The sequence below is a fragment of the Polluticoccus soli genome (genome assembly GCF_029269745.1).
In the GTDB taxonomy this organism is placed as follows: domain Bacteria; phylum Bacteroidota; class Bacteroidia; order Chitinophagales; family Chitinophagaceae; genus Polluticoccus; species Polluticoccus soli.
The window spans coordinates 246,774-268,174 of sequence record NZ_JARJHT010000003.1; the positions used below are offsets into that span (position 1 = coordinate 246,774).

The window sequence follows — 21,401 nt, forward strand, 5'->3', positions numbered from 1 at the left end:
TACAGCAAAGATACAATAATATTTATTTACTGAAAAATATTTTTGCGCTATCTTGTATTAGAAATCATGTTAGCCCATATGAAAACATTAATTAGAGCATTGAGCATTACCCTCATCTATCTTCCTTTTATTGCTTTCGCGCAATCAGATGCCTCACTAAGTGGATATAAAGGCAAAGTAAAAGAGATCAAAGAAACCACATGCGATATACTTAAAGCGGACCGCTCGCGGGTAGATTCATCGAGCTGCTGGTCAATCTCCTACGTGCTGGATGAGCGCGGCAATTTTACTGAAGTCAAAGACAATAATGGCGAAACCATTAAATACGTGTATGAATACCATGGCAGCAGGCCGGCAGTCCGGCACATCTATTCGAACGGCGAGTTGTCAGGCATCAGTAAGTACACCTATAAAGACGACAGTACGTTTGAAGTAAATACCTCTTTCGTGGGCGATGCCAAACCAATGAACACATTGTACGTGCTCAACAGCGACGGTACTTTAAAAAAAGCATTGCAGTCGGGAAAAGTAAGAGAAGAATACACCTATAACAAAAGCGGCAAAACCTACACCGTTTTTCTTGACGAGACACGGCTGGTAAAAGAAACACATCAAAAAATGGATGCGCAGCAAAACGTAACGCTGAAAGAGGTAACTGGTTTGACAGGTAAAAATAAGACGCAACGCATTTGGCGGACTTTTAGTTACTACCAATAAACCGATCCAATGAAATACCGCCTGCGATACAGCCTTGCACTTTTAATCTTCCTCGCAGCCTGCAACGCCGATGTCTCGCGACAAGCCCCTGCAAGTGCAGACAGCTTGGTGGATAAGCCTGTGATAAAAAGCATGACGGTGCATAACTACAATGAAACAGTTTTCAAAAACGGCGAGTGGGTACCTGTAGACAGCATTTTCGCTGACGAGCATTACACTTATGATACCAACGGCCGCCTGTTATCAATGGAAAAGCAGGAAAAAACACACAATGGTCTCATACATTTTAAGTACAATTACCTATACCGCAATAACAAGTTTACAGGGCGCGAGGTCTTCGAAAACTCAATAAAACGCAGCATGACTACCGTTTGGGAAAATGACAGTACGTACCGCGAAATATACCTGGATAAAAATGGGAAGGCAGACGAGGAGGTCCGAACTGTACTTAATGACGCTCAAAAACCGGTACTCGTTCAGTTTTTCTCACCCGGAAAACTTCTATCGGCAAATGTCTATAGATACGATGCAGAGGGTAATGACCTGGTACAAACCGGCACGCTATTTACGGGAGATACCACCCGGTCAGCATTCCGCATACTTTCTAAAGACGATGCCGGCAACCCTGTGAAAACCCTTGAAACAGTTACCGGCATCGATGGAAAAATTCGGCACTGGTTGCATGTACGCAATTACGAGTACTATTAAGATCTCATTTGACGATTGTGCCAGTTAACATAAGCTGCCTTTTGTTTGATACGATAGTAGAACATAAACACACTGGTATCCATAAACCGCTCGGCAGCTTCTACATTTCCTTCGCAGTATTTCATGGCTATGTCCCAAAAGCTATCGTACCAGTCGTCTATGCGCGTAGCCACAGATGTTAGCGTTGTGGCTGCAGGGCGTTCAGCGTTTCCGTTCTTTGGCTGAAATAGCTCGAACCGATCGAACCAGGCAATAGTTCGCTCCATGATGGTGTGTACGGCATCCCGATGCTTAAAAAAAAAGCGTACAGGTCAGGATCGGGTGAGATATTTTGCGTAGCATCGCCTTTGGCCAGTACAAGTTTGCGGCGCGTCCAGTAGTCTTCGGTGGTGTCAGGGTTTTCATCTTCCACAAACGAGTATATCGCCCCCATGCGCAGAGCACAATCTTCGTCGACAGGATATTTGAGGCGGTACTTGATATTATTGGCAAGTGTTGCAATATCAGTGCGCAGGCTCTTTACATTCTTCTCGTCGTTGCACAGCTCCAGCATCTTATCCATCATAGCGCCCAGCAGATCTTTTGTAGCGCCGCCTGCCGAATAAATGTTTTGCGCCCCTGCCGCAACGTACCGGCTAAGATGGTAACCGCTGGCCACATCTTCGGGCATATAAAAACGCAGGTCATGTACTTTGCTGTGGAATACTTCTTTGTACTTAGGGTTGTTGGTGAGCATGGTGGTGATAGGTTTTATTATTGCAAAAATAATAAAAATAATTGTAAAACCAGAACGACTGGCATATTTAGTTAAATGATGCCGTTAAATCTCGTCAGAACCGCTGATTAGAATGATTGAAATGATTGCGCTGATTATAGCGGCAAGACCTATTGTTTCCGTAGCTTATGCTCGATGGTCAAACGTTTGAATTGCAGACTCTTTGCACCAAAATTTATTAGTAGCCCTATTGGCAGCTTATATGCTTCCAAATAATTGAGTGCTTGCGTTGTGTGCACATCTTGAAGTTCAACCAGCGCTTTTAGTTCCACCATCACATTGTTCCCAACTAAAAAATCGACCCGCCTTGTGCCTACCTCAATATTATCGTAGAAAATAGGCATTTCATACTCGCGTGCAAATTGCAGCTTAGTTTTTCGAACTCAATTGCAAGGCTACGCTGGTAGATCACTTCCTGAAAGCCGTTACCAAGCACTGCGTGTACTTTCATAGCACATCCAATTATCTGGCCCGTTAGCTGGGAATGAAGAAACTCAGGTTTAGTTGTTTCAGACATTGGTTTGTAGTTAAAGAATATCTTAAGCTAATAAAAATCCAAAATCCAACCTAAAGTCATACACATCAGTTTCAAGAAATCAGCGAAATCATTTTAATCCTTCTAATCAGCGGTTCAGACAAATATCAATTGCGCTTTCCCCACCACCACATCACCACCACCAGTACCAGCGTAATGATGGCAATGATCAGCGGCAGGTATCTTTCCCAGGTGGCTTCGGCGCGGCGGTTGCGTACGTGGGCATAGATGCTGGCGTGCAGTGCATTGTCGGCACCGGATAGTTGCACCAGCCGCGCGGCTATGGCATCCATATATTGGTACTTGAGGTTAGAGGTAGCCTTCAGCAGCTCGTTCACTATTTCTTTGTTGGTATCGCGGTCATCGGCCTGTTGTAATATAGCCATGTGCGAGTCGGAAAGGAGGAGGAAGACATAATCACTCAGGGCGCTATGGCTCATGCGGTAGGTGTCGACGGTGGCCATGTGCCTGGTGAGGCGCTGTGCTTCCTTCAGTATCCACGGCGGCGTTATGACGTGCTGGTGGCGCGCACGGCTGCTCATGCCCGAGAGCCATCGTTCTTCGTCGTAGCGCTTGCGCTTCACCTCATCAGAAAGCACATCGTATGCTTCCTGTATCTCACGAAAATGTATCTCGGTGTAAGTATTATGCTGCGAAGTATCTGGATGATACTTGAATGCCAGCTTGCGGTAAGCCTTTTTTATCTCCTGTGCCGTGGCAGAGGGATGAACCTCAAGAATGGTATAATAGTCTTTGGGCTGCCCGCGCATATACCCGGTAAAAATAGCTAAACCCTTGCTGGTAATAAGCTGCTACTCGATGTGGCAGTCGAAGCTGTTGTTCGATTTGTTGAGGTCTGCCTCTTGCGCATCGCACTCATTTACAGCACTGTGTTGCGAGTGTGCGTCAATGTCAAACCTGCGCTGGCCCGAATTGCCGGTGCTGTCGTTGCAAACGCATGTATAGTCGTCTTTCGTGCAAGAGCTGAATAAAACCAGCGCCAATGCGGCAGCTGCGTATACTGATCTCATAGGTATCAAGCTTTATAAACAGCAGGCCCGCTACAAGAGTGCGGGCCTGCAGGTATATCATAAAATTAATTGATAGAGCAAGCGATGGCCGGATTGGTAGTACCCAGGTTCACGGTGTTCACATCTGCCTCATACTTAGTGCATTTTTCTTTAGCCTGTTTTTCCTTAACGGCATTTACAGGAAACGAGCGCAGACTGTCGGAAAAACCCACAGTTGTGCATTCGCAGGTATATTCCTTATTGCAAGCCACAAAGCCAAGGCAAGCAATCGCAAGAATAAGCGTAATTCTCATTTTGGTCTTTTTTTATTGTGTCGCAAAATAGTGTTTTATGATGAGCAATGAAATAGACGCTACTGTTTTTCTGAAAGGCCAGTTTGCTTATTCGCTTATACATATCTCAATGACCGAAGACTGAGCCTTTAGTGCCCACAAAGCGCCCTTATGCCTTTTTTTATGCATTCAACAAAAAAATTATTGGTAAAGGTTGCACTATATAAATTTTTTCATACTTTTATACGACATATAAGGGGATTCTATTCAAAACACACTTAAAGGGGAGAGAAATGATTACAACAGAATTTGTGATGGCGATATTGTGTGCGCCACTATCAGGAGCAGATCTGCTCCATGCCGAGCGAAACAATAATGTACGCATCATGCGCAAGCTCGAGTATCACACACACACCGATTATTTCAAAGGTTCCTTCTTCGGCAGCCTGGCCAATTCACCACTGAAACTGCTCTTTATCTTCGGATTAGAAGATGTAATTCTCGTTAGCAGCGCAGAAGACCAACACCTGGTACAGCAAAGGCTGGCAAGAGCATAACACACTGCTTTAATGCTGAATGTCTCGCTATTTCATCACCATTACGTGGTGCAGGTAAGCAATTGTCGCTAGTATCAGCAGGCCAGCCGCAGGGCGGGGAATATATATAAATTAGTTGATACCGGCATTTATCTGTACCTTTGCCCCAAATTGTTGAGGCGTATGAGCAATAAGCTGATTTTCAGGAAAGCTAAAGAAATGCACTACAAGCAGGGTGGAAAAAACCCGCAGGTGCAGGTAGATGCCATACAAAACGAGCTGATGCTGTCGGGCGAAGACATGAAATACTACCTCGAATCGCTCAGGAAATTAAGGCTCATCAAATACTCTGACGAGCAACCCGAAAGCATCGAGATCACTAAGGTAGGATTGGCTACACAGATCTAGGAATTGTGTTGATTGGCCGGCAGGCTAATTGACAACAGGGCATCGAACATTATCAAGAATAAGACGACCACAAACTAACGGAGCGATCCGAAGCTGCATCCTTTTGCCACTACCGGCTTTAGGAGCTAGCTCTGGTTAACCTAAGCGCGAGACAAGCTGTACCGGGATTGTAGCTTGCCTCGCCTATTGCCTTGGGTTTCAGTTTCCGTTTGTGTAATAGTGTGCTAAGGGGCTGTTTCAGATCTGGATCACCCAATGCCTAACCTGCGCAGCAACGATAGCAAGAACGGCCGGGGATAGTGCGGTTCTGCTACTTCTTTGCAGCACAGTTGCATAGCGCTGACTATCATTTCACGGTCAAGATGGGGATGTACCTTGAGCAACGTGTGTACGATATAGTCAGTTACATAATTTTCTTTACAGGCCACGACCCGCTCGCCCATAGACGGGCGATTGCTTTTCATAGGCCAGTTTTTGATCATCGAGTCCAGCAGCGACATATCCGTCAAATGTTTCATCGCAGGGTAAAGGTCATCAATACTTCGTTACCTCAATACCGTGTTTTAACGGTATTTTCTTACGTCGATCGACGGATTTTTTTTGCCTAACATAATTAAATGTAAAATACTTACATGTAAAATTATAAATAATTGTATTAGTTTTAATCGCTTGCCCCTAAAAAGCCACTCACCACAAAACACCAGATCCCAAGCCGCCAGATTAAAGGGATTTAACTTAAAAAAATAATTAAATACTTGTAATTTGGCGGCGCGAAAGCCAGTACGTTTTTTCTTTCATGAGTACCACACCGGGACGGAATAGACTCAGGGATACCTGGGAATACCTGGTGGGCAGTAGAACACAGTACCCACTCGAACAACGGGTGTTTAACGCTGTGTGCCTGCTCACGCTGATACTGCATGTCGCCATTATACCGTTCAACTTTTTTACGGGCCTGCCGCAGATAGCATTTGTATATTGCTGTACAGCGGTGATCTGCCTCATCGTTTATTACCTGTCGCGTTTCAAGTCACGGTTTCAGCTGGGCACCAGTGTGTTTGCGGTAACTGCCCTAACCGCGCTCTCCTGCAATTATTTTCTGAACGATGGGATCGCCGGCCCTACAACACTGGCCTTTTTTCTTTCATTCCAGTTCATCATTGCCATAAAACCACAACGTACTTATTGGTTCTGGGTAATGATACACCTGCTGCTGGTGCTGGCACTTTACCAGGCCGAAAGCTACCACCCTGAGTGGGTGGCTCATTCCTACGACTCCTTCAGCGAGCGTGTTGCTGACAATTATTTTTCCTACATCGTCATACTGATACTTACTTTCTTCTGCGTCACCTTCCTGCGCCGCAGCTACTATTATGAAAAGGTGCAGGCCGAACGCAGGGCTGAGTCTATAGAAACACAGCACCTGCAAATAGCCGCGCAGCACTTACAACTGGAGCGCCTCAACCAGGAAAAGAACAAACTCTTCTCCATCATATCGCACGACCTGAAAAGCCCTCTGGCTTCTATTTGCAGCTACCTCGAATTATTGTCTGAAGACATGGTACCTGCTGAGCAACGTAAGGAGTTTGAAAAAGAACTGCTGATGGTGACGGGCAATACATCTGAACTGCTGCAAAACCTGCTGTCGTGGTCTAAAACACAAATGGAAGGCACAGCGGTAAGATTAGCGCAGCTCAACTTGTACCAGACTTTGCATGCTACGCTGGATGTACAGGAAACCACGGCTGAAAAGAAGGGCATACACCTCAGCTATTCTATCGACGACTCGATGATAGTGGTAGCAGACTACGACATGCTGCAGCTGGTGGTGCGCAACCTGGTGAGCAACGCCATCAAGTTTACAGACACCGGCGGTAGCATTCAAGTAAAAGCTTACCGGGAAGATGACCATTGCCGTCTCGTTGTTAAAGACACCGGCCGCGGCATACCTGTCGATAAGCAGGAAGATATCTTCACGCTGAAAACAAGCTCAACCTATGGCACCAACAACGAAAAAGGTGTTGGCCTGGGTCTTGTAATGTGTAAAGAGTTTACCGAGCTACAGGGCGGCCGCATCTGGTTTGCCAGTGTAGAGGGACAAGGCACTACTTTCTATGTGTCACTGCCGCTTCATGTAGACAAGCAGCTGGCCATGTTTGGGTAGCAACACTTCCCCACCCGTTAACAATTCCGTAGACATTCGTTAAGCCATTCTTAAGAGGCGGCGTTAAAACCGTCTAAAAACAGCCGTATAAACCCATGAAAAGCAGCTTTACGCTTCTTTTAACTGCCAATGGCCGAGGTGGGGCACGATGTTTTTAACTGTGGTGATAAATAGTGTGTTATGAGAGATAATATGGAAAATAAAGGGTGGCGAGAGCGGCAAAGAGTTGCGAACGAAGAAGACAAAGAGGTGGATTTTCTCCGCCGGAAGTTTGGCGTAACAAGCACTAAAGTATTGGAAGCTATACGCGCCGTCGGTAGTACTGACCGGGAAGCGCTTGAAGAATACCTTCGAAATCAGATAGGAGGCTACGACCCAAAACGCGATGCGGGTCCTAGAGAATAAGAAAAAAATGGCGGTGCTGTACTACCGCCATTTTTTACTGCAGCTGAGGTTGCACTATTTTTTGATCAGCTGGCCTTGGGCCAGTATTTCTCCAGCCTCGTTCATAACTGCATAGATATAGATGCCCGGTGCAAATTCCTGCACGGGCATTTTTATTTCTTGTTGGCCTGGAGTGTATTGCAGAGATTTAGTTGCATACACTACTCTACCCTGCATATCTGTGAGCTGCGCAATTAGTTTCGTGGCTTGTTTTAGGGTGAAGCTGATGGTGGCGTCTGAAGAGGCCGGATTTGGATAAAGCACGAGTGAAGAAATATCTTTTACTCTTTTAACGCTCAGGTTAGCGTCATTGAACTTGTACAACTCTCTATCCTGACCGGCCACCTGCGCTGCAAAATAGAGGTCACCCTGGAACACTTGGAATTCGTCTGGCAGGCTTATCGTTTTTGCAGCACTCACATCATCTGATAAGCGGTGGTGTTTCATTCCATCATAAGTAAAGAGCGGAATCTCCTGATTTTCTTCAAAACCAAAATACATCCGGTTGTTATAAAGGCCAAAGCCTGAACCCATATAAGCGTATGTAGTATCCAGCATAGTCACTGTAGCTGAAGAGTTGTCATATATCGCGAAGTAATTCTCCACAGCCGTTGCCCCGTGTACCGTCATGAGTATGCGGTCTTGCAGCTTTCCGATCCTGGACTTAAACCTTAGTCCCTTAAGACCTGGAAAATTAGTGAGCATAACTGGAGGATTCACACCATCGTATTTGTACAGCTCCCATCCATCCGCAGTTGTGGAATAAATAAAATACAGAATTCCACTATCCACCAGGTAACCAAAAGGGCGACCGGTGTGGGGATCAAGTTCAATGATCGTGTCCAAGGAGTTTGTAGCCGGATCAAAACTATACAGACCATCGCCGGGCGCAGAGACTGTATTCACCTGCGAAGAAAAACAGACTTTATTGTTGTGCACCATCAGCTCTAGTCCCTGCATGGGCTCGGCAGGATTGGTTGCTATCAACTGCAATTGTCCTGTAGCCGGATTGTAACTATAGATATCAGAATGAAAATTGGCTGTTCTAGTGCGGAAGTACAACACATTGTTCAGTGCAACAAGATTAGTAGGAAAGCTACTGGTTGCGCCCGGCACAACGTCCTTTGCCAGCACCGGGGGATTGACACCATCGTACGCAAACAACTCAATACCTGCACCGGCTGCGGGCGCAGCAAAATATATCTTACCATTCAGCTCACAAATATTCGACAAGTCCGCAAGGCCTCCCGAACCGGGCACTAAGTCGGCCACAAGGCTTACGCCCGTACCGTCATAGACCATTAGCTCCTTACCGGCTGCACCATTGTCTGCATAGAAATAGAGTCTGTTCAATGCCGTTGTAAGCATTTCTGGCGACGAACCGGCCGAAGGATTAATATCTATCTTAGTAAGTGATGGCTGTCCAAATGTCGTAGAAAAAGAAAGGGTTATAGCAGCTAAAGTCGCTGCAAGGGATACAGTATGTTTCATCGGGGTAAAATACAATTTTTCTACTCCTTTACCACTCTGCCTCTATCCAGCACAGTGCCATCCGCATCCGCCACCGTATACATATACACACCCACTGCTAGCTCACTAACCGGCACTGTTATTTCGTGCTTGCCGGCACTGTATTGCTTTGCTGAGGCATAAACCACCCTGCCCTGCATATCAGCAAGCTGCACATTCAGTTTCGTTGCTTGCCTTAATGAGAAGCTGATATGCGCTTCTGTAGTTGCCGGGTTGGGATACAATTCGATGCCCGTTGCTACCAGTTGTTCCCCTACTCCCAGCACTGTTGAATCGGTAACTACAACGAGATGGCCCTGCAGGTTGGGCAAAGTAGCGCCGGTGAAATACAGCTTGTTTCCGCAAACACCCAGCCCATACACGTTTTGGTATTGTGCGCCGCCCAGCAACTGGCTGGCAATTTTGGGCAGGCCTGTACCATCGTATATATACAGCGATTCGGGATTGAACATAAAACTGGTATCGATGTTCATGAAAAGCTTGCCGCCATATACCGCAGCCGACGTCAATATTGCACTCTGGCCATGGTAGGCGCCCAGCTGCGTGCCCGCTTTCGACGCCAGGTTGTATTGATACAGAATACGCTCGCTGGAATTGGTGTAGGCCGAAAACACCAGCGAGCCTTTGTAATGAACAATAACACCCCCGGCAACCGAATTTGCAGCACCGGGTTGCAGGTCCGTTAGCCGCACAGGGCCCGTCAGCGGATCATAACTATACAGCTCGCGGCCCTCGGCAGCCGTCGTGGCCGCAAAGTATAGCGTATTGTCGACCACGGTAAAAGAACCCGGAAAGGAAGATGAATTGCCGGCATTGATATCGTAGGTATACGATTTCCCGTTCTTCAGATCGAGCACACCCAGCTCGCTGCCCATATTGATGGTCGTGCGCGCAAACACCAACAGCCCGTTATAGTTCGTCATCTGTCCGGCAGACCCGTGTTGTGTAGTAAGCTGCGCTATCAGCCCGGTGGCCGGCTGGTAGCCATAAATATCCAGGTAGCCGTTATTATCTCTACCTACAAAGTAAATGGTGTCGTCAATTGTCACCACTTCATTGTCTAATACCTCTACCACACCCGCTGGCGACAGGGGTATCGCAGTCAGGTAACCTGCATCGGAATATGCATACAATATCGTCCCTCCGTTGGTCTTATCCAGGGCGGGGAAATAGACGCTGCCATTGACTACCGGCATTTGTTTGAGGTTGCCGGTAATCGACGACCGGACCCCTTGCCATATATCTGTGAGCCGCTCGGGCAGGTTGTCGTTAAAGCGCCATAATTCCGCACCTGTGGCGGACTCGCCACCCACGAAATATACTCTTGAGCCCAGCGGCGAAAAGGCGATGCCAGTGCTCACACTCGGATGGTCTTGTACCTGGTATTGTGCCTGGGCAGCAACATTGAGGCATAGCAGTGCCATAAGAGGAAAGAGCTTTTTCATAGATTGGTAGTATAAGGACTTACAAAATACAAAATCCGCTAATAAAAAAGGCCATCCCGATTATTGCACGGGATGGCCAGTTTTTATAAATGATAAGCGGAAAAAAACTAGATCTTGTATTTGATGAGTCGCAGTATCTCGATCATCATATCGGGGGTAAAGAGCTTTTTCTTGCAGTGCAAAATGCGGCTCAGTATCTGCTGGTCGGTCTTCAGGTGGTGCGCCAACTCGGCTTGTGTCACCTTCTTAGCCTCCATGTAGTTGGTAAGACCTTCAGCAACGGTCTCGTACATATTACGCGGTGGTTTTTTCGATGCCAAAATCTCGTTAACACTACCGGCGCGTGCATATTTCAGGAACTTATCGAGAAAAGCTTTGGTAAGCGGGGTTTCACCGTTGATGACCTTTGAGTAGTAATAAGGAGTTACTTTGATCTTCTCTGCCATCTCGCCTTTGGTAGCAATACCGCGGCGTTTCATCAGTATAGCCGCCGCTTGTTTCAATTGCACCGGCTTTACATCTTTGATATGGTTCGCTTTAGGAGGCATGTACTCGTTTGTTTTGGACCCTAAAGATACGGCATCAAACTATAGGAACAACATTTTATGTAAAATTGATGCAAAAATTTAACTGTTTTGATAATTGCGGCGACAAAGCAAAAAAAACATTAAATGTTGTAAATGCTAAACTATTCAGTAGCAACCAATTGATTGTGTTATTGTGGTGGATGGGCTTGCAGTTGCGGAATGATAAAAATGCTTGATCAGTTGGTGTGGAAACAGGATTTATCCCTAAATTCTCCCTACGGTGACAAGGCAGCTATAGAATACAAATAACTGTTCAACAAATCAACCGCACCACCGCTTTTATATTCCAAAACCACGTATTACTTTAGTCCCTGAAACATTGCGAGAGCAATGGCTTCAAATTAAATGGTTAAGAGGGAGCTTAGATTCATCTTTGCTCCTCTTTTTTTTTCTGCAGATCCAGCCGGGAAACCTCACGGCTTTACACCATTCGCTTTCTTACGCAGGTCTGTCATCTCTTTTTTTGTCAGGTGCATGATTACATTGGAAACAAATCGTTCTTCCGGCGCACCATCGTAGTATTTCAGATCTTCGTGCTCGTATCGCACCGCCTCAAGGTCTTTTGTTTGCAGCTTACGCAAAAGCGCAGTATCACCGTGAATAGGTTTACTGCGTATCCGCAACAATCCTGCAAGGCCGCGCCTGCGAAATCGCAATCGCTCGTTGCCTTTCAATAACACGGCAAAGGAAGCATCGCGTTTTATCGTCTCTGTAGTATAGTCGTGAACATCGCCATCTGCAAATACAAAACTCACTATTGATGGATTGCGCGGAATTACACAAACGGTGTTTAACCGAGGTGTAGGCTGCTCAACTGGCGCATGTTGCTGGGCAAACAAAAGATAAGTACTGCTACCAAACAGCTCTATGCGAAAACCATGCTGTTCCTGGGCAAATGCGCATCCCACAGGCAACAAACCAAACAGTATTAATACCATCCGTAGCACACCCACAATTTACAAAAAACAAGGCGATGAGCGACCGGATCAGTATAGATATAGTTACGGTGCAAGCCTCATCAGCTCGCTGCGCATAGTGGCAAACTCTGTTGGGTTAGTATAAGTTTGAGCGGGGCCGTACTCAACCTTTATTGCCTTGCCGTCCCAATAGGCCATTTTCTCCTGCTCGTAGCGTATGCTTTGCAGCTCCCTGATTTGCAGCCTTTGTAGCAGCGCTTCATCGCCATGCAGCTGTTTGCTGTGCCCAAACAGCTTGCCAATGCCATGCCTGTGGTCGGGCAGCTTTACCTCGCCGCGCAGCAGCACGGCAAACGATGTGTTTAGGAATGTTTCTTTGGGTATATACACGTAGTAGCTGCCGTCAGCAAAGATGAAGCTCAGTTTTACGGCGGGTGTCGCTATGCCGCAGTCGATTTTTAAACCGCTGCCTCTACCTGTATCTTCGGTTTTGCGGAATCCCCTGCCCACCAGGTACAGATTATCGCCACGCAGCTCTACGACAATGGCGGGCGCGATACTGCCAGCAGGCACTGTGACCTTTGCAGGCATGCGCGAAAAAGCGGGCGCAGCCGCCAGGAATAAAAGGGAAAAGATAAATACTCGTAACACGCCGTCAAGTTACGAAAACAAACAGCTATATCTGCTTAGTACTTATACAGCTGCAGCTGGCCGTTAATGCCCTGCCTGCCAAAAAACGGTTTGTTCTTTACATAGTACTTGCAGGGATGGTGGCGTTTGGTCCTGGGCTTCTTTGCACTGTTCACAAATTTTGTCGAGAGTGTTCTGTCGGTCAGCGACACACCTTCGTCGGTGTAGCCACCCGTCACTTTCGATATCTTTTGTTGCGGAGAACAGGAGACGAAAAACACGCACGCAATAGCGAGCAGTTTTACGACGATGAGAGAAACATTGGCGGAGTACATACTGGGGATTTGCTGCGAATGTAAACCTCTGCATTACCAACCATGGGGGTGAAAACACCCAATAACACGGCGTTAACAATCGCAAAACAAACCGATAACAAATCCTTGCCAGTAGCGGGTTTCGGGCAGTTTTTACACTAACTGTTCAGAATGAAATAATTAGCGGCACCAACCGGAAAAACGCACATAACATTTGCCAACCAAAGCAAGTAAAAAGACTGTCATAAATAGCTAGGGCACATGTGGGTATATGGTAGCGCAACTACCTTTATACCACAAACCTATTTTTCTAACCTCAACCTATTAATTATGATCCGCTTGATCACTCCCCTGCTGCTGATGGCAGCCCTTTCCCTCGGTCCCTTTTCTTTTGCACAACAACACAGGGTTAAACGCATACAGCGTGAGCAGTACACCTGGAACAACGGTATAGTAAAAACCGACTCCGCTGTTTTCCACTATTTTGGTGCCAATGGCGGACCTGTATACTGGCAGTGGGCAGAACAATTATCGCGCGGGCTATTGAGTGAAGGTCTGCATGCGTCAAACTCGTTGCTGGCGTACGATTCGGTAGAGAATATGGAGGACTATCCTATGTCGCCCTATTATACAGGATACTACCGCGCCCGGCAACAATTTAACAGCGTGGGGCAGTTGACAGATTACGCGCTGCACACAAAGGGGCAAAACGGCTATGTGGTAACCGAGACATCACACAACACGTACAACGGCCCACTGCTTACAGAAAATATCAAGGGCATTTCCAATACCAAATACATCTATAACTATCAGAACAGCGTATTGCAGCGAACAGATATTATTTCTACGCTACCCGGATCGTCTGTGTTCGCCTCTTACTACTACAGCTACGACCCGGCAGGCAACCTGAAACAAGTGATGTACGCCAAAGCCAACCCGGCTGCTACCAACGACAGTAATTGGAGCCTCTATAGCTACGATGGCCAAAACCGACTGATCGGATCGATGGAAATTGGCAGCTATTATAATGGCTTTAGAGATACTATTTTCACCAGGCAATACGCCTACAACGGCAACGGAGACCTGGTGCAGCAAGATGGCTACTCTGGCCCCATTCTTCAGCCCTCATCAAAACTGTTGAGCACTTACGATAACCAACACCGCAAAACGGAAATGATCCTGATGTATAGCCGGTATCCGACCTTTACCGTAGACACGCACCAGCATATTGTTTTCACCTATGACAACTACGGCCTGCTAACAAAACTCCATACCGAACAATGGGATAACGGCCAGTGGGTGCCAGGTCCCGACTCTGCAACCGCCAGTTCCTCACACACCTACACGTTTGAGTATGAAGTAGCCTGGCCAACAGGCGTGCCAGAGGTGAAGGAAGCGGCAAACGTAAAACTCTACCCCTCACCCGCTTCCGACTTCATCCGCATAGAAACAGAGTGGAAGAACGCCCAGCCATTTACTGCAGCTATACTGGACATGCAGGGCCGCGTAGTGCGCCAGTGGGATGAACCTGGCACAAAGCAATATGCACGCACCATACCACTCACTGAGTTGCCATCCGGAACATACATTATCAAACTCAATTGCGGAGAAGAACAATATTCTAACAGGTTCTCCGTTTATAAATAAGATTGGACAGTAAAGTAAAAAGCAAGGAACGGGCGGAGTCTTCCGCCCGTTGGTATTTTGTCTGAACCGCTGATTGAAATGATTAAAATGATTTCGCTGATTACACAGCTGGCATGAGCGAATTAGGCGTTAAGAACTCTCTCATTGAGTCCTTGAAAAAATCATCAAGAACGAAATAAAATTCATTGAGCGTAGTGGCCGCAGTGAAAGGTCTCAAGTAGAACAGCAGATGATTTCAACATTGCCTGATAGTAGCTCTACGCAACATAGTAAGCTATTTCACTGCAACGTAGCGAAATGAATTTTTAGCCGGTTTCGCTAAGCCTTGAACTTTCTTTTGCTTCTTTTCTTTGGTTCAAGCCAAAGAAAAGAAGGAGACGACACGAGTAGAAAACAAAAGCAGAATCATCACACCACCGTCACCCCACCGTAAACAATATGTAATAATCCTTAACAGCCGAAGCGAAACGCGTACACACGTAGTAACTTCATACTGACAACGGACAGTATCGATAAAAACAAAAAAACAACGGGCGGAATCATCCGCCCGTTGTTGCTGTTTATGTCTACCGCTTTCCAAATCGCAGCTTTACTTCACCCATCAGGTAACGAACGCGATAATCGCTGCCGTACTCAGGTTCACGGTAGTATATATCGGTAAGGTCTTCTATAGGCTGCATATATTTTAGCCCCACCGACCAGCGGTGATTGATCAACACACTTGCATTGCCCTCCAGCACCAGGTTGAATTTAATAGTTCCTTCCCGGCCATATATTATTGGACCGCCCATTGCCGATACGCGAATGCCGAGATCTTTTTCCGGCATCGGGTTTATTTGAAAACCCCCAACATGTATAATATGAAAACCCAGTGGACTGCTGCCGACCCTGGCCCCGGCTGCAAAACATATCGGGCGTTTGTTGCCATCGCCATACACATCGAACATTAACAGGCCAATAGCCCCGCTGCCAGCCGGACTACTGTCGTACCAACCACGGTCGGTAACTTTTACCATAGCCGGGCCTGCAGCTATCCCCAGCTCTACTCTTGCATTGTGCTCTTTTGCAGACTCATATCCCCTCGGCCCGCGACGTATAGATCGGGCAGGACGCTCACGCATGGGCATGCCCGAAGGTGGACGCGGCGTTAGCTTAAGTTCCACCGCTACACTCTGCATACGGTAGTTATTGAATCCCTCGCCCTTTTCAAACCTTACATTTAGTGCATAGCCGCTTCTTTCCCTATAGCTCGACAATGGCTTTACCAACTTTAAGCCCAATGTTAGGCTATGCCATTGAAAACCTACAGAGGCCTCTCCAACCCCGGAGATATTCGACTCATTGGCCATATCCTCTCCACCACTAAATCCGCCTGCACCTGCCGCGAAACGCAATGCGGTATGTTCACCCAATGCCTGCCGGTATTGAACACCTGCCAAAATGCTAAGTGCAAGTACGTCTACATGTTTATCCAGTGTTCCGTTAGCAAACTCCTCCGTATAACGAAAACCATGATGGCTGATGCGCACCCCAGCGTACGGAAACAGTTTGTGCGAGGTGGAAAACATAAAATCGGCTCCAGTGGAAAAGTAATCTCCGGTGCGCGAATTGCTGTGCGGCGCGAGTTCTTTATGAAGCTTTGGCATTGTCAATCCACCAGCCGCAATTAAATCGGCTTTGAACTGTGCAGATGATGAAATGGAGGCAACTAGTGCCAGAAGTAATAATGGGCAACGCATAGTTTAGGTCAGGTTTCAATAAGGCAGGGCAACAACAATGCCATTTTGCGCAAATGTAGCTTTATGACACTCATGCGACAATAGGCATACGATCTCATTCAAAAAAACGCCACCCCAAATGGATGGCGTTATTGGTTGAAATATCATTTGCCTAGTGCTGCACAACAACCCTTACAGAGCCAAGATAGCTATCACCATCGCGCAGTTGTATAAAATACACACCACCTGGCGCGTTGAAATTTACAGTTGCATTTTGTGGTGTCAGTTCACCGGTTTGCATCACAGCACCTGCAACATTCACCATCGAGTAGTGCAATGATCTCGTCAATCCCTCTACCCTGATGCCATTGGAAGCAGGATTGGGATATACTTTCAGTTTCATACTTGCTACATCGTCTACCGACGTGCAGGCGTTGATCGCCAGCGGTGCGCTGTTGGGTGCACCCTCAAAACTATTATTCAGATCGCCGCCACCGGTGTACACCACGCGCATGCGGTAGTTGATACCCGCAGGTGTATTGGCCGGAATGCTTACAATGATAGGATTGCTGCTGCCTGAACCTATTACAGACGGCAAGGTAAAGCTGCCATTAGCATCAGATAGCTGAACATCGTACATACCACCGGTCATATTGGCTGTAAAAGGCACTGTAGCAGTGTACGAGGTAGACTTGCAGAAGGGTGAGCCGGTAATAGTGCCCGCTGCCAGCTGTGGCTGCATTTGTGTAAATATCCAGGTAGCACCCAGGTTGCTGTTGTCGGCATATCCACCCGAAGCGATCACGTTACCATCGCCCGATATAGCAAGACCATAGCCCTGGTGTGCATTGCCAATGGCGCCGTTGCCATATAGCCGCAAAGGCTGTGTCCAGTTGCCGGTAGCATCCAGTTCGCTGTAGTAGGCAGCGCCTGCCTGGCTGTTCTCTTCAGGCGAGCTGAACACCACGCGCTTAGCATCGGCCGAGAGAGCAACTTTGTTGACAAAGGTCACGCTGTTTTGTGCAATGATGGAGGTTCCTATCTGGCTCCATACGCCGGTGCTGCTGCGTTTCATGGCCACTACACCGGTTGTAGGTCCGCCGAAGTTGATGGTACCTGCCACCAGCGTATCGCCAGTATAGCTGGCATCGATCGATTGACCTTGCAGCGACGGGTATGAGGTGGAGATAACCGGTATATACCCTTTATAGGTCCACCAGCTGGTCATTTCCCACTCTTGTATCTTATTGCCCGTAGGCTCGCCAATAAAAACGCGCGAACCATTACCTGCTATCGCTACATCAAGGCCGGAGTTGTCGCTGCCGGCGGCTAACAGGTAAGTGCTCCATGTGCTGCCGCTTTTGTAGATGATGTATGCAGCGCCACCAGTGCCGTAGGCAGAGGCACCTACGACTATCGTGTTACCGTCATCGGTCATATCCAGCGATATGCCGTAGCGCGACCACAGCCACTGCGTGCCCGAAGGGTGCAGCCAGCCGGTCACGTCGCTCCAGTCGCCATTCACGTCTTTTTCAAATATCCATACGCCGCCGCTGCCGTCGTTATCGCCCCAGCGGCCTATGGCTGCCCTGCTGCCGTCTTTCGACATGGCGATGGCGCTGCCAAAACCATTGTCTACATAGTTGCCATTCACAAACAGGTTCTTCAGCGGTGCCCAGATGGTGGTATCAAACACCCAGGCATTGCCCTGGCGGTTGTATATATGTACGCTGCCACGCTTGTTGCTGTCGCGCGGGGCGCCTATCATCATCGTATTACCATCGCCCGAGATGCAGATGTGTGCCCCCTGGTAAGGGGTGGTGATGAAATTGTTGTTGACGATCTTGGTTTGGAAGAAATACTGCGCCTGGGTTTGTGCCACACAAAACACACAACACAATAGGGCAAGGGTAAAAACACGCATCACAATAAACTTTTAATTGAGAAGCGAAGTTACGTGTTTCAGGGGTGCAAAACGTGCGTGGGGCGGGGATTTTACCCCTTACTTCACAAACATTTCCCTTACTGTTTCGCCCTGGTTCACGAAAACATATTGCTTGCCGCCAACAGACTGGTATTGCCGGCGTATCAATACTACATCAATGAAGGCCCAGCAGGTTTTTACCGCAGTAGCTCCCTGGAAGTATTTGTCTGCTCTGTTCTTTATTGTCTTGGAAGATATAATTGCCGTTCCGTTTACGGCGCTCACGATATTACTTTGCATTCTTTGCCTCTGTATATCCAGCAGTACATAAGCCGAGTCGGCATCGGTTTGATTGAACTGTAGCACAAAATCAGAATCGTGCGAGATGTATTTAGGAAGTGTGCCGCTGAATAAGGGAAATGAACCACCCGTGCTGAAGTTAATAACACCCGTGCCGGGGAATCCCATTGCCATCCAATTATTATTCCCAGCAGGCTGCCATACTGCAGCAATATCATCTTTCTCAAATGTGTTGGCCGATTGTGGCAGGTAACCCAACTGCATGCCGTTGATACTTACCGTGCCAGATGCTTGCTTGCTGGTGTCGGGGTACTTACAAACATCGGCCCATGCCCAGGTGCGTTCACGTTTATCCAGGGTGTTGCCCATGCTGTCTTTGATGTGTGCATCTATTTTGCCGGCGCCAAACACGCCCCAGGCATTCCATTCGACCCCTCGCATATAGTTTGAATAGGTGGGCAAAAGCGAGTCGGCATCTGTAAATACGCGCACGTACGGAGCGTAGCTCGTCGATTGGTTCTTTTTCTTGCAGGCCTGCGATACAATAAGCATTACAATGAGCAACGATAAAACAAGAATTCGCATAGGTGGGTTTTAGAACTTAACGTAAGATAGGCGGGATTAGTATTTAGGCAATGCCTGTCTTGTTATTACTCCTTAACCATGCATTGCAGCGATTGCATGAATTTAATGGCCTCGGCTCGTGGCAATGCGAGATCATGCTCAATGGTATATTCGTCAAACTCTCTGCCTGTTTTCTCCCTCTGGTATTTCCTATTCCTCCATGCGCTGTATTGGGTGATCGCCTGGATCGGTACATCCTGCATCTTCTTTAGTAAAACAGTGTCGCCGAACACAGGTGTGACGCTTTCTACTTTTTGTTCGTCAACATCCCAATGCAACTGCCGGGCCTTGCCCTTTAGCAAAATGTAAAAATCATGGGCGCACGTAACCGAATACGGCTGGTCATATTTATACAGCGTACCATCACTAAATTTGATCTCATACCTGTTTTTTGTACGCCGCAACTTGTCGGCAAAATAAGGGTAAGTGACGCTAAGGGAAATATAAAGCCTGTTTGGTTCGCTTTCCGGATATAACTGATAGCTTATGTCTTCGCCGTTTCTATCCGGCTTATGCAGTTCTACTATATAACCGTACATTACTTTTGCCTTTTTCCGGCTTTCGGCCTTATACCATTCATCATACTTGCCTGCTATCAGCAGGTCGTAGTATTGCTCCTGGCACACATACCCCGTATCGCGCCTTATAAGCTGACTGCAATCCTGCGCCGATGTACACAACACCACCAGCAACAGTATAAAAGATATTACAGTTGTCTTCACGCAACTAATATACAGCATGATGGATTAATTGTCTGAACCGCTGATTAGAAAGATTAAAATGATTTCACTGATTACAGAACCGGCATGAGCGAATTAGGCGTTAAGAACTCTCTCATTGAGTCCTTGAAAAAATCATCAAGAACGAAATAAAATTCATTGAGCGCAGTGGCCGCAGTGAAAGGTCTCACGGAGACACGAAGATGATCTCAACATTGCTAAATAGAGATCATCAGCAACATAGTAAGCTATTTCACTGCAACGGAGCGAAATGAATTTTTAGCCGGTTTCGCTAAGCCTTGAACTTTCTTTTGCTTCTTTTCTTTGGTTCAAGCCAAAGAAAAGAAGGAGACGCCACAAGCAGATTACTTATACACAACATACAACACCATCCTCGACCGCTTACTATCAGAAGGAAGATATCTGAACTCCCAAACACCCTTTAACACATCGGGTGGTAATCGTGAACATCCCTTTCTTACCTCGTTGAAAAACTGGGAATTGATATGGCCATTGGGATCCCTGTTGCCATGCGCCCGCGCTTCGTCGTACCAGTCCTCGGCTATTTTTGTTGTCAATGAATGAAACACCAGGTGATACTCAACGGGACAATGATCGGCTGCAAATTTCTTTATCTGAGACAAGTTAGCAGGCAGCTCGAACCGGAGCAAGCTGCTCACATCGAAGCTTTGCTTTTTTGAGGTATCCAGGAATTTTTGCCAGGCTTTATGATCCTGGGAGTGTGAACTGTAATAGTAGAGTATCTCCAGCGCGTCCAGCGTGCTTTGTCCTTGTGCAATGGCTTTCTTGAGGTGCGGTATGTAGAACTTATGGTTCTTATGATCGTGCACAGCAAGAAGGCCGGCATACAATCCACCATTCTGCATAGTGGGCCAGCCGTTTTTCGAGACGTAATTATACAAAGTAGCACTGTGAACGCTGTCTGTTTGATTCATTTGGTTACTCAACTGTTGGCATAGCTCCCCGGTGCTGCAGCTATCCAATTTGCTCCTTACGATCCGGTCTTCTTTATACATGCTTTTAAACAACTGGTACTGCGCATTCTTCGGCGCGTTGTAGGCGCGGGTAAAGGCTTCGATAAATGTATCCTTAGCAGCTTTTGAACTCTTAAACCTCGAAAGGAACTCAGGCAGCGATTCCGGTGTCTGCCCCAGGAACATCATATAATATGGATCGCTTTTGACTAAGTATTCCCCGGCCTTTGCACTATCGCCGCGGGTAGAATAAGAGCCAGCCTGGAAATTGGCACCTAGTGGTGTTTTCGACAAAGCCTCTTTCAACTCTTGTTTTTCGGTGGCCGATAAAGTATCGTTCTGCGCATGTGCATACGTGCCAAGGAGCACGCAAGCGCAAGTGATCAAAAACAGCTTCATAATGTGTGGTTCGGTATAGACGATCAAAATACAACTAGTTTTCGATAGCATCGACAGTATAA

Annotated in this window: 24 protein-coding genes and 1 pseudogene; 7 read left to right on the forward strand and 18 right to left on the reverse strand. The window is 47.1% G+C overall.

The annotated features are described in order from the left end of the window. The first annotated feature begins 78 nt into the window (after positions 1-78). The gene (locus tag P2W83_RS17295; protein WP_276135027.1) at positions 79-717 is read left to right on the forward strand and encodes a hypothetical protein; all 639 of its coding nucleotides are present in this window, start codon (positions 79-81) and stop codon (positions 715-717) included. 9 nt (positions 718-726) lie between these two features. Next, positions 727-1,425 (forward strand): hypothetical protein, encoded by a 699-nt coding sequence (locus P2W83_RS17300; RefSeq protein WP_276135028.1) that lies wholly within the window; start codon positions 727-729, stop codon positions 1,423-1,425. Here P2W83_RS17300 and P2W83_RS17305 read toward each other — a convergent pair. The 6 genes and pseudogenes from P2W83_RS17305 to P2W83_RS17325 all read right to left on the reverse strand — a co-directional run bounded on the left by P2W83_RS17305 (position 1,422) and on the right by P2W83_RS17325 (position 4,059). Then, positions 1,422-1,598: a hypothetical protein gene (locus P2W83_RS17305; protein ID WP_276135029.1), complete on the reverse strand. Its 177-nt coding sequence runs from the start codon at positions 1,596-1,598 to the stop codon at positions 1,422-1,424. The genes P2W83_RS17300 and P2W83_RS17305 overlap by 4 nt on opposite strands. A 5-nt stretch (positions 1,599-1,603) precedes the next feature. Beyond that, positions 1,604-2,161 (reverse strand): hypothetical protein, encoded by a 558-nt coding sequence (locus P2W83_RS17310; protein ID WP_276135030.1) that lies wholly within the window; start codon positions 2,159-2,161, stop codon positions 1,604-1,606. Between the two features lie 149 nt (positions 2,162-2,310). Beyond that, positions 2,311-2,717 (reverse strand): annotated as a pseudogene (locus P2W83_RS18700) (GxxExxY protein). A gap of 125 nt (positions 2,718-2,842) precedes the next feature. Further along, positions 2,843-3,505 (reverse strand): J domain-containing protein, encoded by a 663-nt coding sequence (locus P2W83_RS17315; RefSeq protein WP_276135031.1) that lies wholly within the window; start codon positions 3,503-3,505, stop codon positions 2,843-2,845. Positions 3,506-3,547: 42 nt separating this feature from the next. Then, positions 3,548-3,766 carry a hypothetical protein gene (locus P2W83_RS17320; protein WP_276135032.1) on the reverse strand — a complete coding sequence of 73 codons (219 nt, stop codon included), beginning with the start codon at positions 3,764-3,766 and terminating at the stop codon, positions 3,548-3,550. Between the two features lie 65 nt (positions 3,767-3,831). Next, positions 3,832-4,059 carry a hypothetical protein gene (locus tag P2W83_RS17325; RefSeq protein ID WP_276135033.1) on the reverse strand — a complete coding sequence of 76 codons (228 nt, stop codon included), beginning with the start codon at positions 4,057-4,059 and terminating at the stop codon, positions 3,832-3,834. Between the two features lie 272 nt (positions 4,060-4,331). Here P2W83_RS17325 and P2W83_RS17330 point away from each other — a divergent pair, with 272 nt between their 5' ends. Both P2W83_RS17330 and P2W83_RS17335 read left to right on the forward strand, forming a co-directional pair. Next, complete coding sequence (locus tag P2W83_RS17330; RefSeq protein WP_276135034.1) at positions 4,332-4,595, forward strand: hypothetical protein; 264 nt, start codon at positions 4,332-4,334, stop codon at positions 4,593-4,595. Positions 4,596-4,757: 162 nt separating this feature from the next. Then, complete coding sequence (locus P2W83_RS17335) at positions 4,758-4,982, forward strand: hypothetical protein (RefSeq protein ID WP_276135035.1); 225 nt, start codon at positions 4,758-4,760, stop codon at positions 4,980-4,982. A gap of 248 nt (positions 4,983-5,230) precedes the next feature. On the opposite strand, the gene P2W83_RS17340 is transcribed toward P2W83_RS17335, so the two are convergent. Continuing rightward, positions 5,231-5,500 (reverse strand): hypothetical protein, encoded by a 270-nt coding sequence (locus P2W83_RS17340; protein ID WP_276135036.1) that lies wholly within the window; start codon positions 5,498-5,500, stop codon positions 5,231-5,233. A gap of 278 nt (positions 5,501-5,778) precedes the next feature. On the opposite strand from P2W83_RS17340, the gene P2W83_RS17345 reads away from it, so the two are divergent. After that, positions 5,779-7,146 (forward strand): sensor histidine kinase, encoded by a 1,368-nt coding sequence (locus P2W83_RS17345; RefSeq protein ID WP_276135037.1) that lies wholly within the window; start codon positions 5,779-5,781, stop codon positions 7,144-7,146. A 180-nt stretch (positions 7,147-7,326) separates the two neighbouring features. After that, positions 7,327-7,551 (forward strand): DUF3606 domain-containing protein, encoded by a 225-nt coding sequence (locus P2W83_RS17350; RefSeq protein WP_276135038.1) that lies wholly within the window; start codon positions 7,327-7,329, stop codon positions 7,549-7,551. A 54-nt stretch (positions 7,552-7,605) separates the two neighbouring features. Here P2W83_RS17350 and P2W83_RS17355 read toward each other — a convergent pair whose 3' ends face one another. The 6 genes from P2W83_RS17355 to P2W83_RS17380 form a co-directional block, all read right to left on the reverse strand. After that, the gene (locus tag P2W83_RS17355) at positions 7,606-9,081 is read right to left on the reverse strand and encodes a T9SS type A sorting domain-containing protein (RefSeq protein WP_276135039.1); all 1,476 of its coding nucleotides are present in this window, start codon (positions 9,079-9,081) and stop codon (positions 7,606-7,608) included. Positions 9,082-9,101: 20 nt separating this feature from the next. Next, on the reverse strand, positions 9,102-10,565 hold the full coding sequence (locus tag P2W83_RS17360; protein WP_276135040.1) for a T9SS type A sorting domain-containing protein: 1,464 nt from the start codon (positions 10,563-10,565) through the stop codon (positions 9,102-9,104). 107 nt (positions 10,566-10,672) lie between these two features. Continuing rightward, a complete protein-coding gene (locus P2W83_RS17365) occupies positions 10,673-11,113 on the reverse strand; it encodes a helix-turn-helix transcriptional regulator (RefSeq protein WP_276135041.1) in 441 nt (146 codons plus the stop codon). Positions 11,114-11,565: 452 nt separating this feature from the next. Continuing rightward, complete coding sequence (locus P2W83_RS17370) at positions 11,566-12,099, reverse strand: hypothetical protein (protein ID WP_276135042.1); 534 nt, start codon at positions 12,097-12,099, stop codon at positions 11,566-11,568. Positions 12,100-12,153: 54 nt separating this feature from the next. Next, positions 12,154-12,720: a hypothetical protein gene (locus tag P2W83_RS17375; protein ID WP_276135043.1), complete on the reverse strand. Its 567-nt coding sequence runs from the start codon at positions 12,718-12,720 to the stop codon at positions 12,154-12,156. A 35-nt stretch (positions 12,721-12,755) separates the two neighbouring features. Beyond that, a complete protein-coding gene (locus tag P2W83_RS17380; RefSeq protein ID WP_276135044.1) occupies positions 12,756-13,034 on the reverse strand; it encodes a hypothetical protein in 279 nt (92 codons plus the stop codon). 309 nt (positions 13,035-13,343) lie between these two features. Here P2W83_RS17380 and P2W83_RS17385 point away from each other — a divergent pair, with 309 nt between their 5' ends. Beyond that, complete coding sequence (locus P2W83_RS17385) at positions 13,344-14,660, forward strand: T9SS type A sorting domain-containing protein (RefSeq protein WP_276135045.1); 1,317 nt, start codon at positions 13,344-13,346, stop codon at positions 14,658-14,660. A 566-nt stretch (positions 14,661-15,226) separates the two neighbouring features. Here P2W83_RS17385 and P2W83_RS17390 read toward each other — a convergent pair. From P2W83_RS17390 to P2W83_RS17410, 5 genes are all read right to left on the reverse strand, one after another. Then, positions 15,227-16,399 carry a hypothetical protein gene (locus tag P2W83_RS17390; RefSeq protein WP_276135046.1) on the reverse strand — a complete coding sequence of 391 codons (1,173 nt, stop codon included), beginning with the start codon at positions 16,397-16,399 and terminating at the stop codon, positions 15,227-15,229. A gap of 151 nt (positions 16,400-16,550) precedes the next feature. Next, positions 16,551-18,302 carry a T9SS type A sorting domain-containing protein gene (locus P2W83_RS17395; RefSeq protein ID WP_276135047.1) on the reverse strand — a complete coding sequence of 584 codons (1,752 nt, stop codon included), beginning with the start codon at positions 18,300-18,302 and terminating at the stop codon, positions 16,551-16,553. A 78-nt stretch (positions 18,303-18,380) separates the two neighbouring features. Further along, positions 18,381-19,187, reverse strand: a complete 807-nt coding sequence (locus P2W83_RS17400; protein ID WP_276135048.1) for a hypothetical protein — start codon at positions 19,185-19,187, stop codon at positions 18,381-18,383. Between the two features lie 65 nt (positions 19,188-19,252). After that, positions 19,253-19,966: a hypothetical protein gene (locus P2W83_RS17405; protein WP_276135049.1), complete on the reverse strand. Its 714-nt coding sequence runs from the start codon at positions 19,964-19,966 to the stop codon at positions 19,253-19,255. A 344-nt stretch (positions 19,967-20,310) separates the two neighbouring features. Next, on the reverse strand, positions 20,311-21,339 hold the full coding sequence (locus P2W83_RS17410; protein ID WP_276135050.1) for a hypothetical protein: 1,029 nt from the start codon (positions 21,337-21,339) through the stop codon (positions 20,311-20,313). Between the last annotated feature and the right edge of the window lie 62 nt (positions 21,340-21,401).

Coding starts and splice junctions, on each gene's coding strand:
- P2W83_RS17350 (WP_276135038.1), top strand. CDS start 7,327: ATGAGAGATAATATGGAAAATAAAGGGTGGCGAGAGCGGCAAAGAGTT.
- P2W83_RS17365 (WP_276135041.1), bottom strand. CDS start 11,113: ATGCCTCCTAAAGCGAACCATATCAAAGATGTAAAGCCGGTGCAATTG.
- P2W83_RS17310 (WP_276135030.1), bottom strand. CDS start 2,161: ATGCTCACCAACAACCCTAAGTACAAAGAAGTATTCCACAGCAAAGTA.
- P2W83_RS17340 (WP_276135036.1), bottom strand. CDS start 5,500: ATGAAACATTTGACGGATATGTCGCTGCTGGACTCGATGATCAAAAAC.
- P2W83_RS17345 (WP_276135037.1), top strand. CDS start 5,779: ATGAGTACCACACCGGGACGGAATAGACTCAGGGATACCTGGGAATAC.
- P2W83_RS17300 (WP_276135028.1), top strand. CDS start 727: ATGAAATACCGCCTGCGATACAGCCTTGCACTTTTAATCTTCCTCGCA.
- P2W83_RS17400 (WP_276135048.1), bottom strand. CDS start 19,187: ATGCGAATTCTTGTTTTATCGTTGCTCATTGTAATGCTTATTGTATCG.
- P2W83_RS17405 (WP_276135049.1), bottom strand. CDS start 19,966: ATGCTGTATATTAGTTGCGTGAAGACAACTGTAATATCTTTTATACTG.
- P2W83_RS17355 (WP_276135039.1), bottom strand. CDS start 9,081: ATGAAACATACTGTATCCCTTGCAGCGACTTTAGCTGCTATAACCCTT.
- P2W83_RS17380 (WP_276135044.1), bottom strand. CDS start 13,034: ATGTACTCCGCCAATGTTTCTCTCATCGTCGTAAAACTGCTCGCTATT.
- P2W83_RS17335 (WP_276135035.1), top strand. CDS start 4,758: ATGAGCAATAAGCTGATTTTCAGGAAAGCTAAAGAAATGCACTACAAG.
- P2W83_RS17395 (WP_276135047.1), bottom strand. CDS start 18,302: ATGCGTGTTTTTACCCTTGCCCTATTGTGTTGTGTGTTTTGTGTGGCA.
- P2W83_RS17320 (WP_276135032.1), bottom strand. CDS start 3,766: ATGAGATCAGTATACGCAGCTGCCGCATTGGCGCTGGTTTTATTCAGC.
- P2W83_RS17330 (WP_276135034.1), top strand. CDS start 4,332: ATGATTACAACAGAATTTGTGATGGCGATATTGTGTGCGCCACTATCA.
- P2W83_RS17385 (WP_276135045.1), top strand. CDS start 13,344: ATGATCCGCTTGATCACTCCCCTGCTGCTGATGGCAGCCCTTTCCCTC.
- P2W83_RS17325 (WP_276135033.1), bottom strand. CDS start 4,059: ATGAGAATTACGCTTATTCTTGCGATTGCTTGCCTTGGCTTTGTGGCT.
- P2W83_RS17410 (WP_276135050.1), bottom strand. CDS start 21,339: ATGAAGCTGTTTTTGATCACTTGCGCTTGCGTGCTCCTTGGCACGTAT.
- P2W83_RS17360 (WP_276135040.1), bottom strand. CDS start 10,565: ATGAAAAAGCTCTTTCCTCTTATGGCACTGCTATGCCTCAATGTTGCT.
- P2W83_RS17295 (WP_276135027.1), top strand. CDS start 79: ATGAAAACATTAATTAGAGCATTGAGCATTACCCTCATCTATCTTCCT.
- P2W83_RS17315 (WP_276135031.1), bottom strand. CDS start 3,505: ATGCGCGGGCAGCCCAAAGACTATTATACCATTCTTGAGGTTCATCCC.
- P2W83_RS17390 (WP_276135046.1), bottom strand. CDS start 16,399: ATGCGTTGCCCATTATTACTTCTGGCACTAGTTGCCTCCATTTCATCA.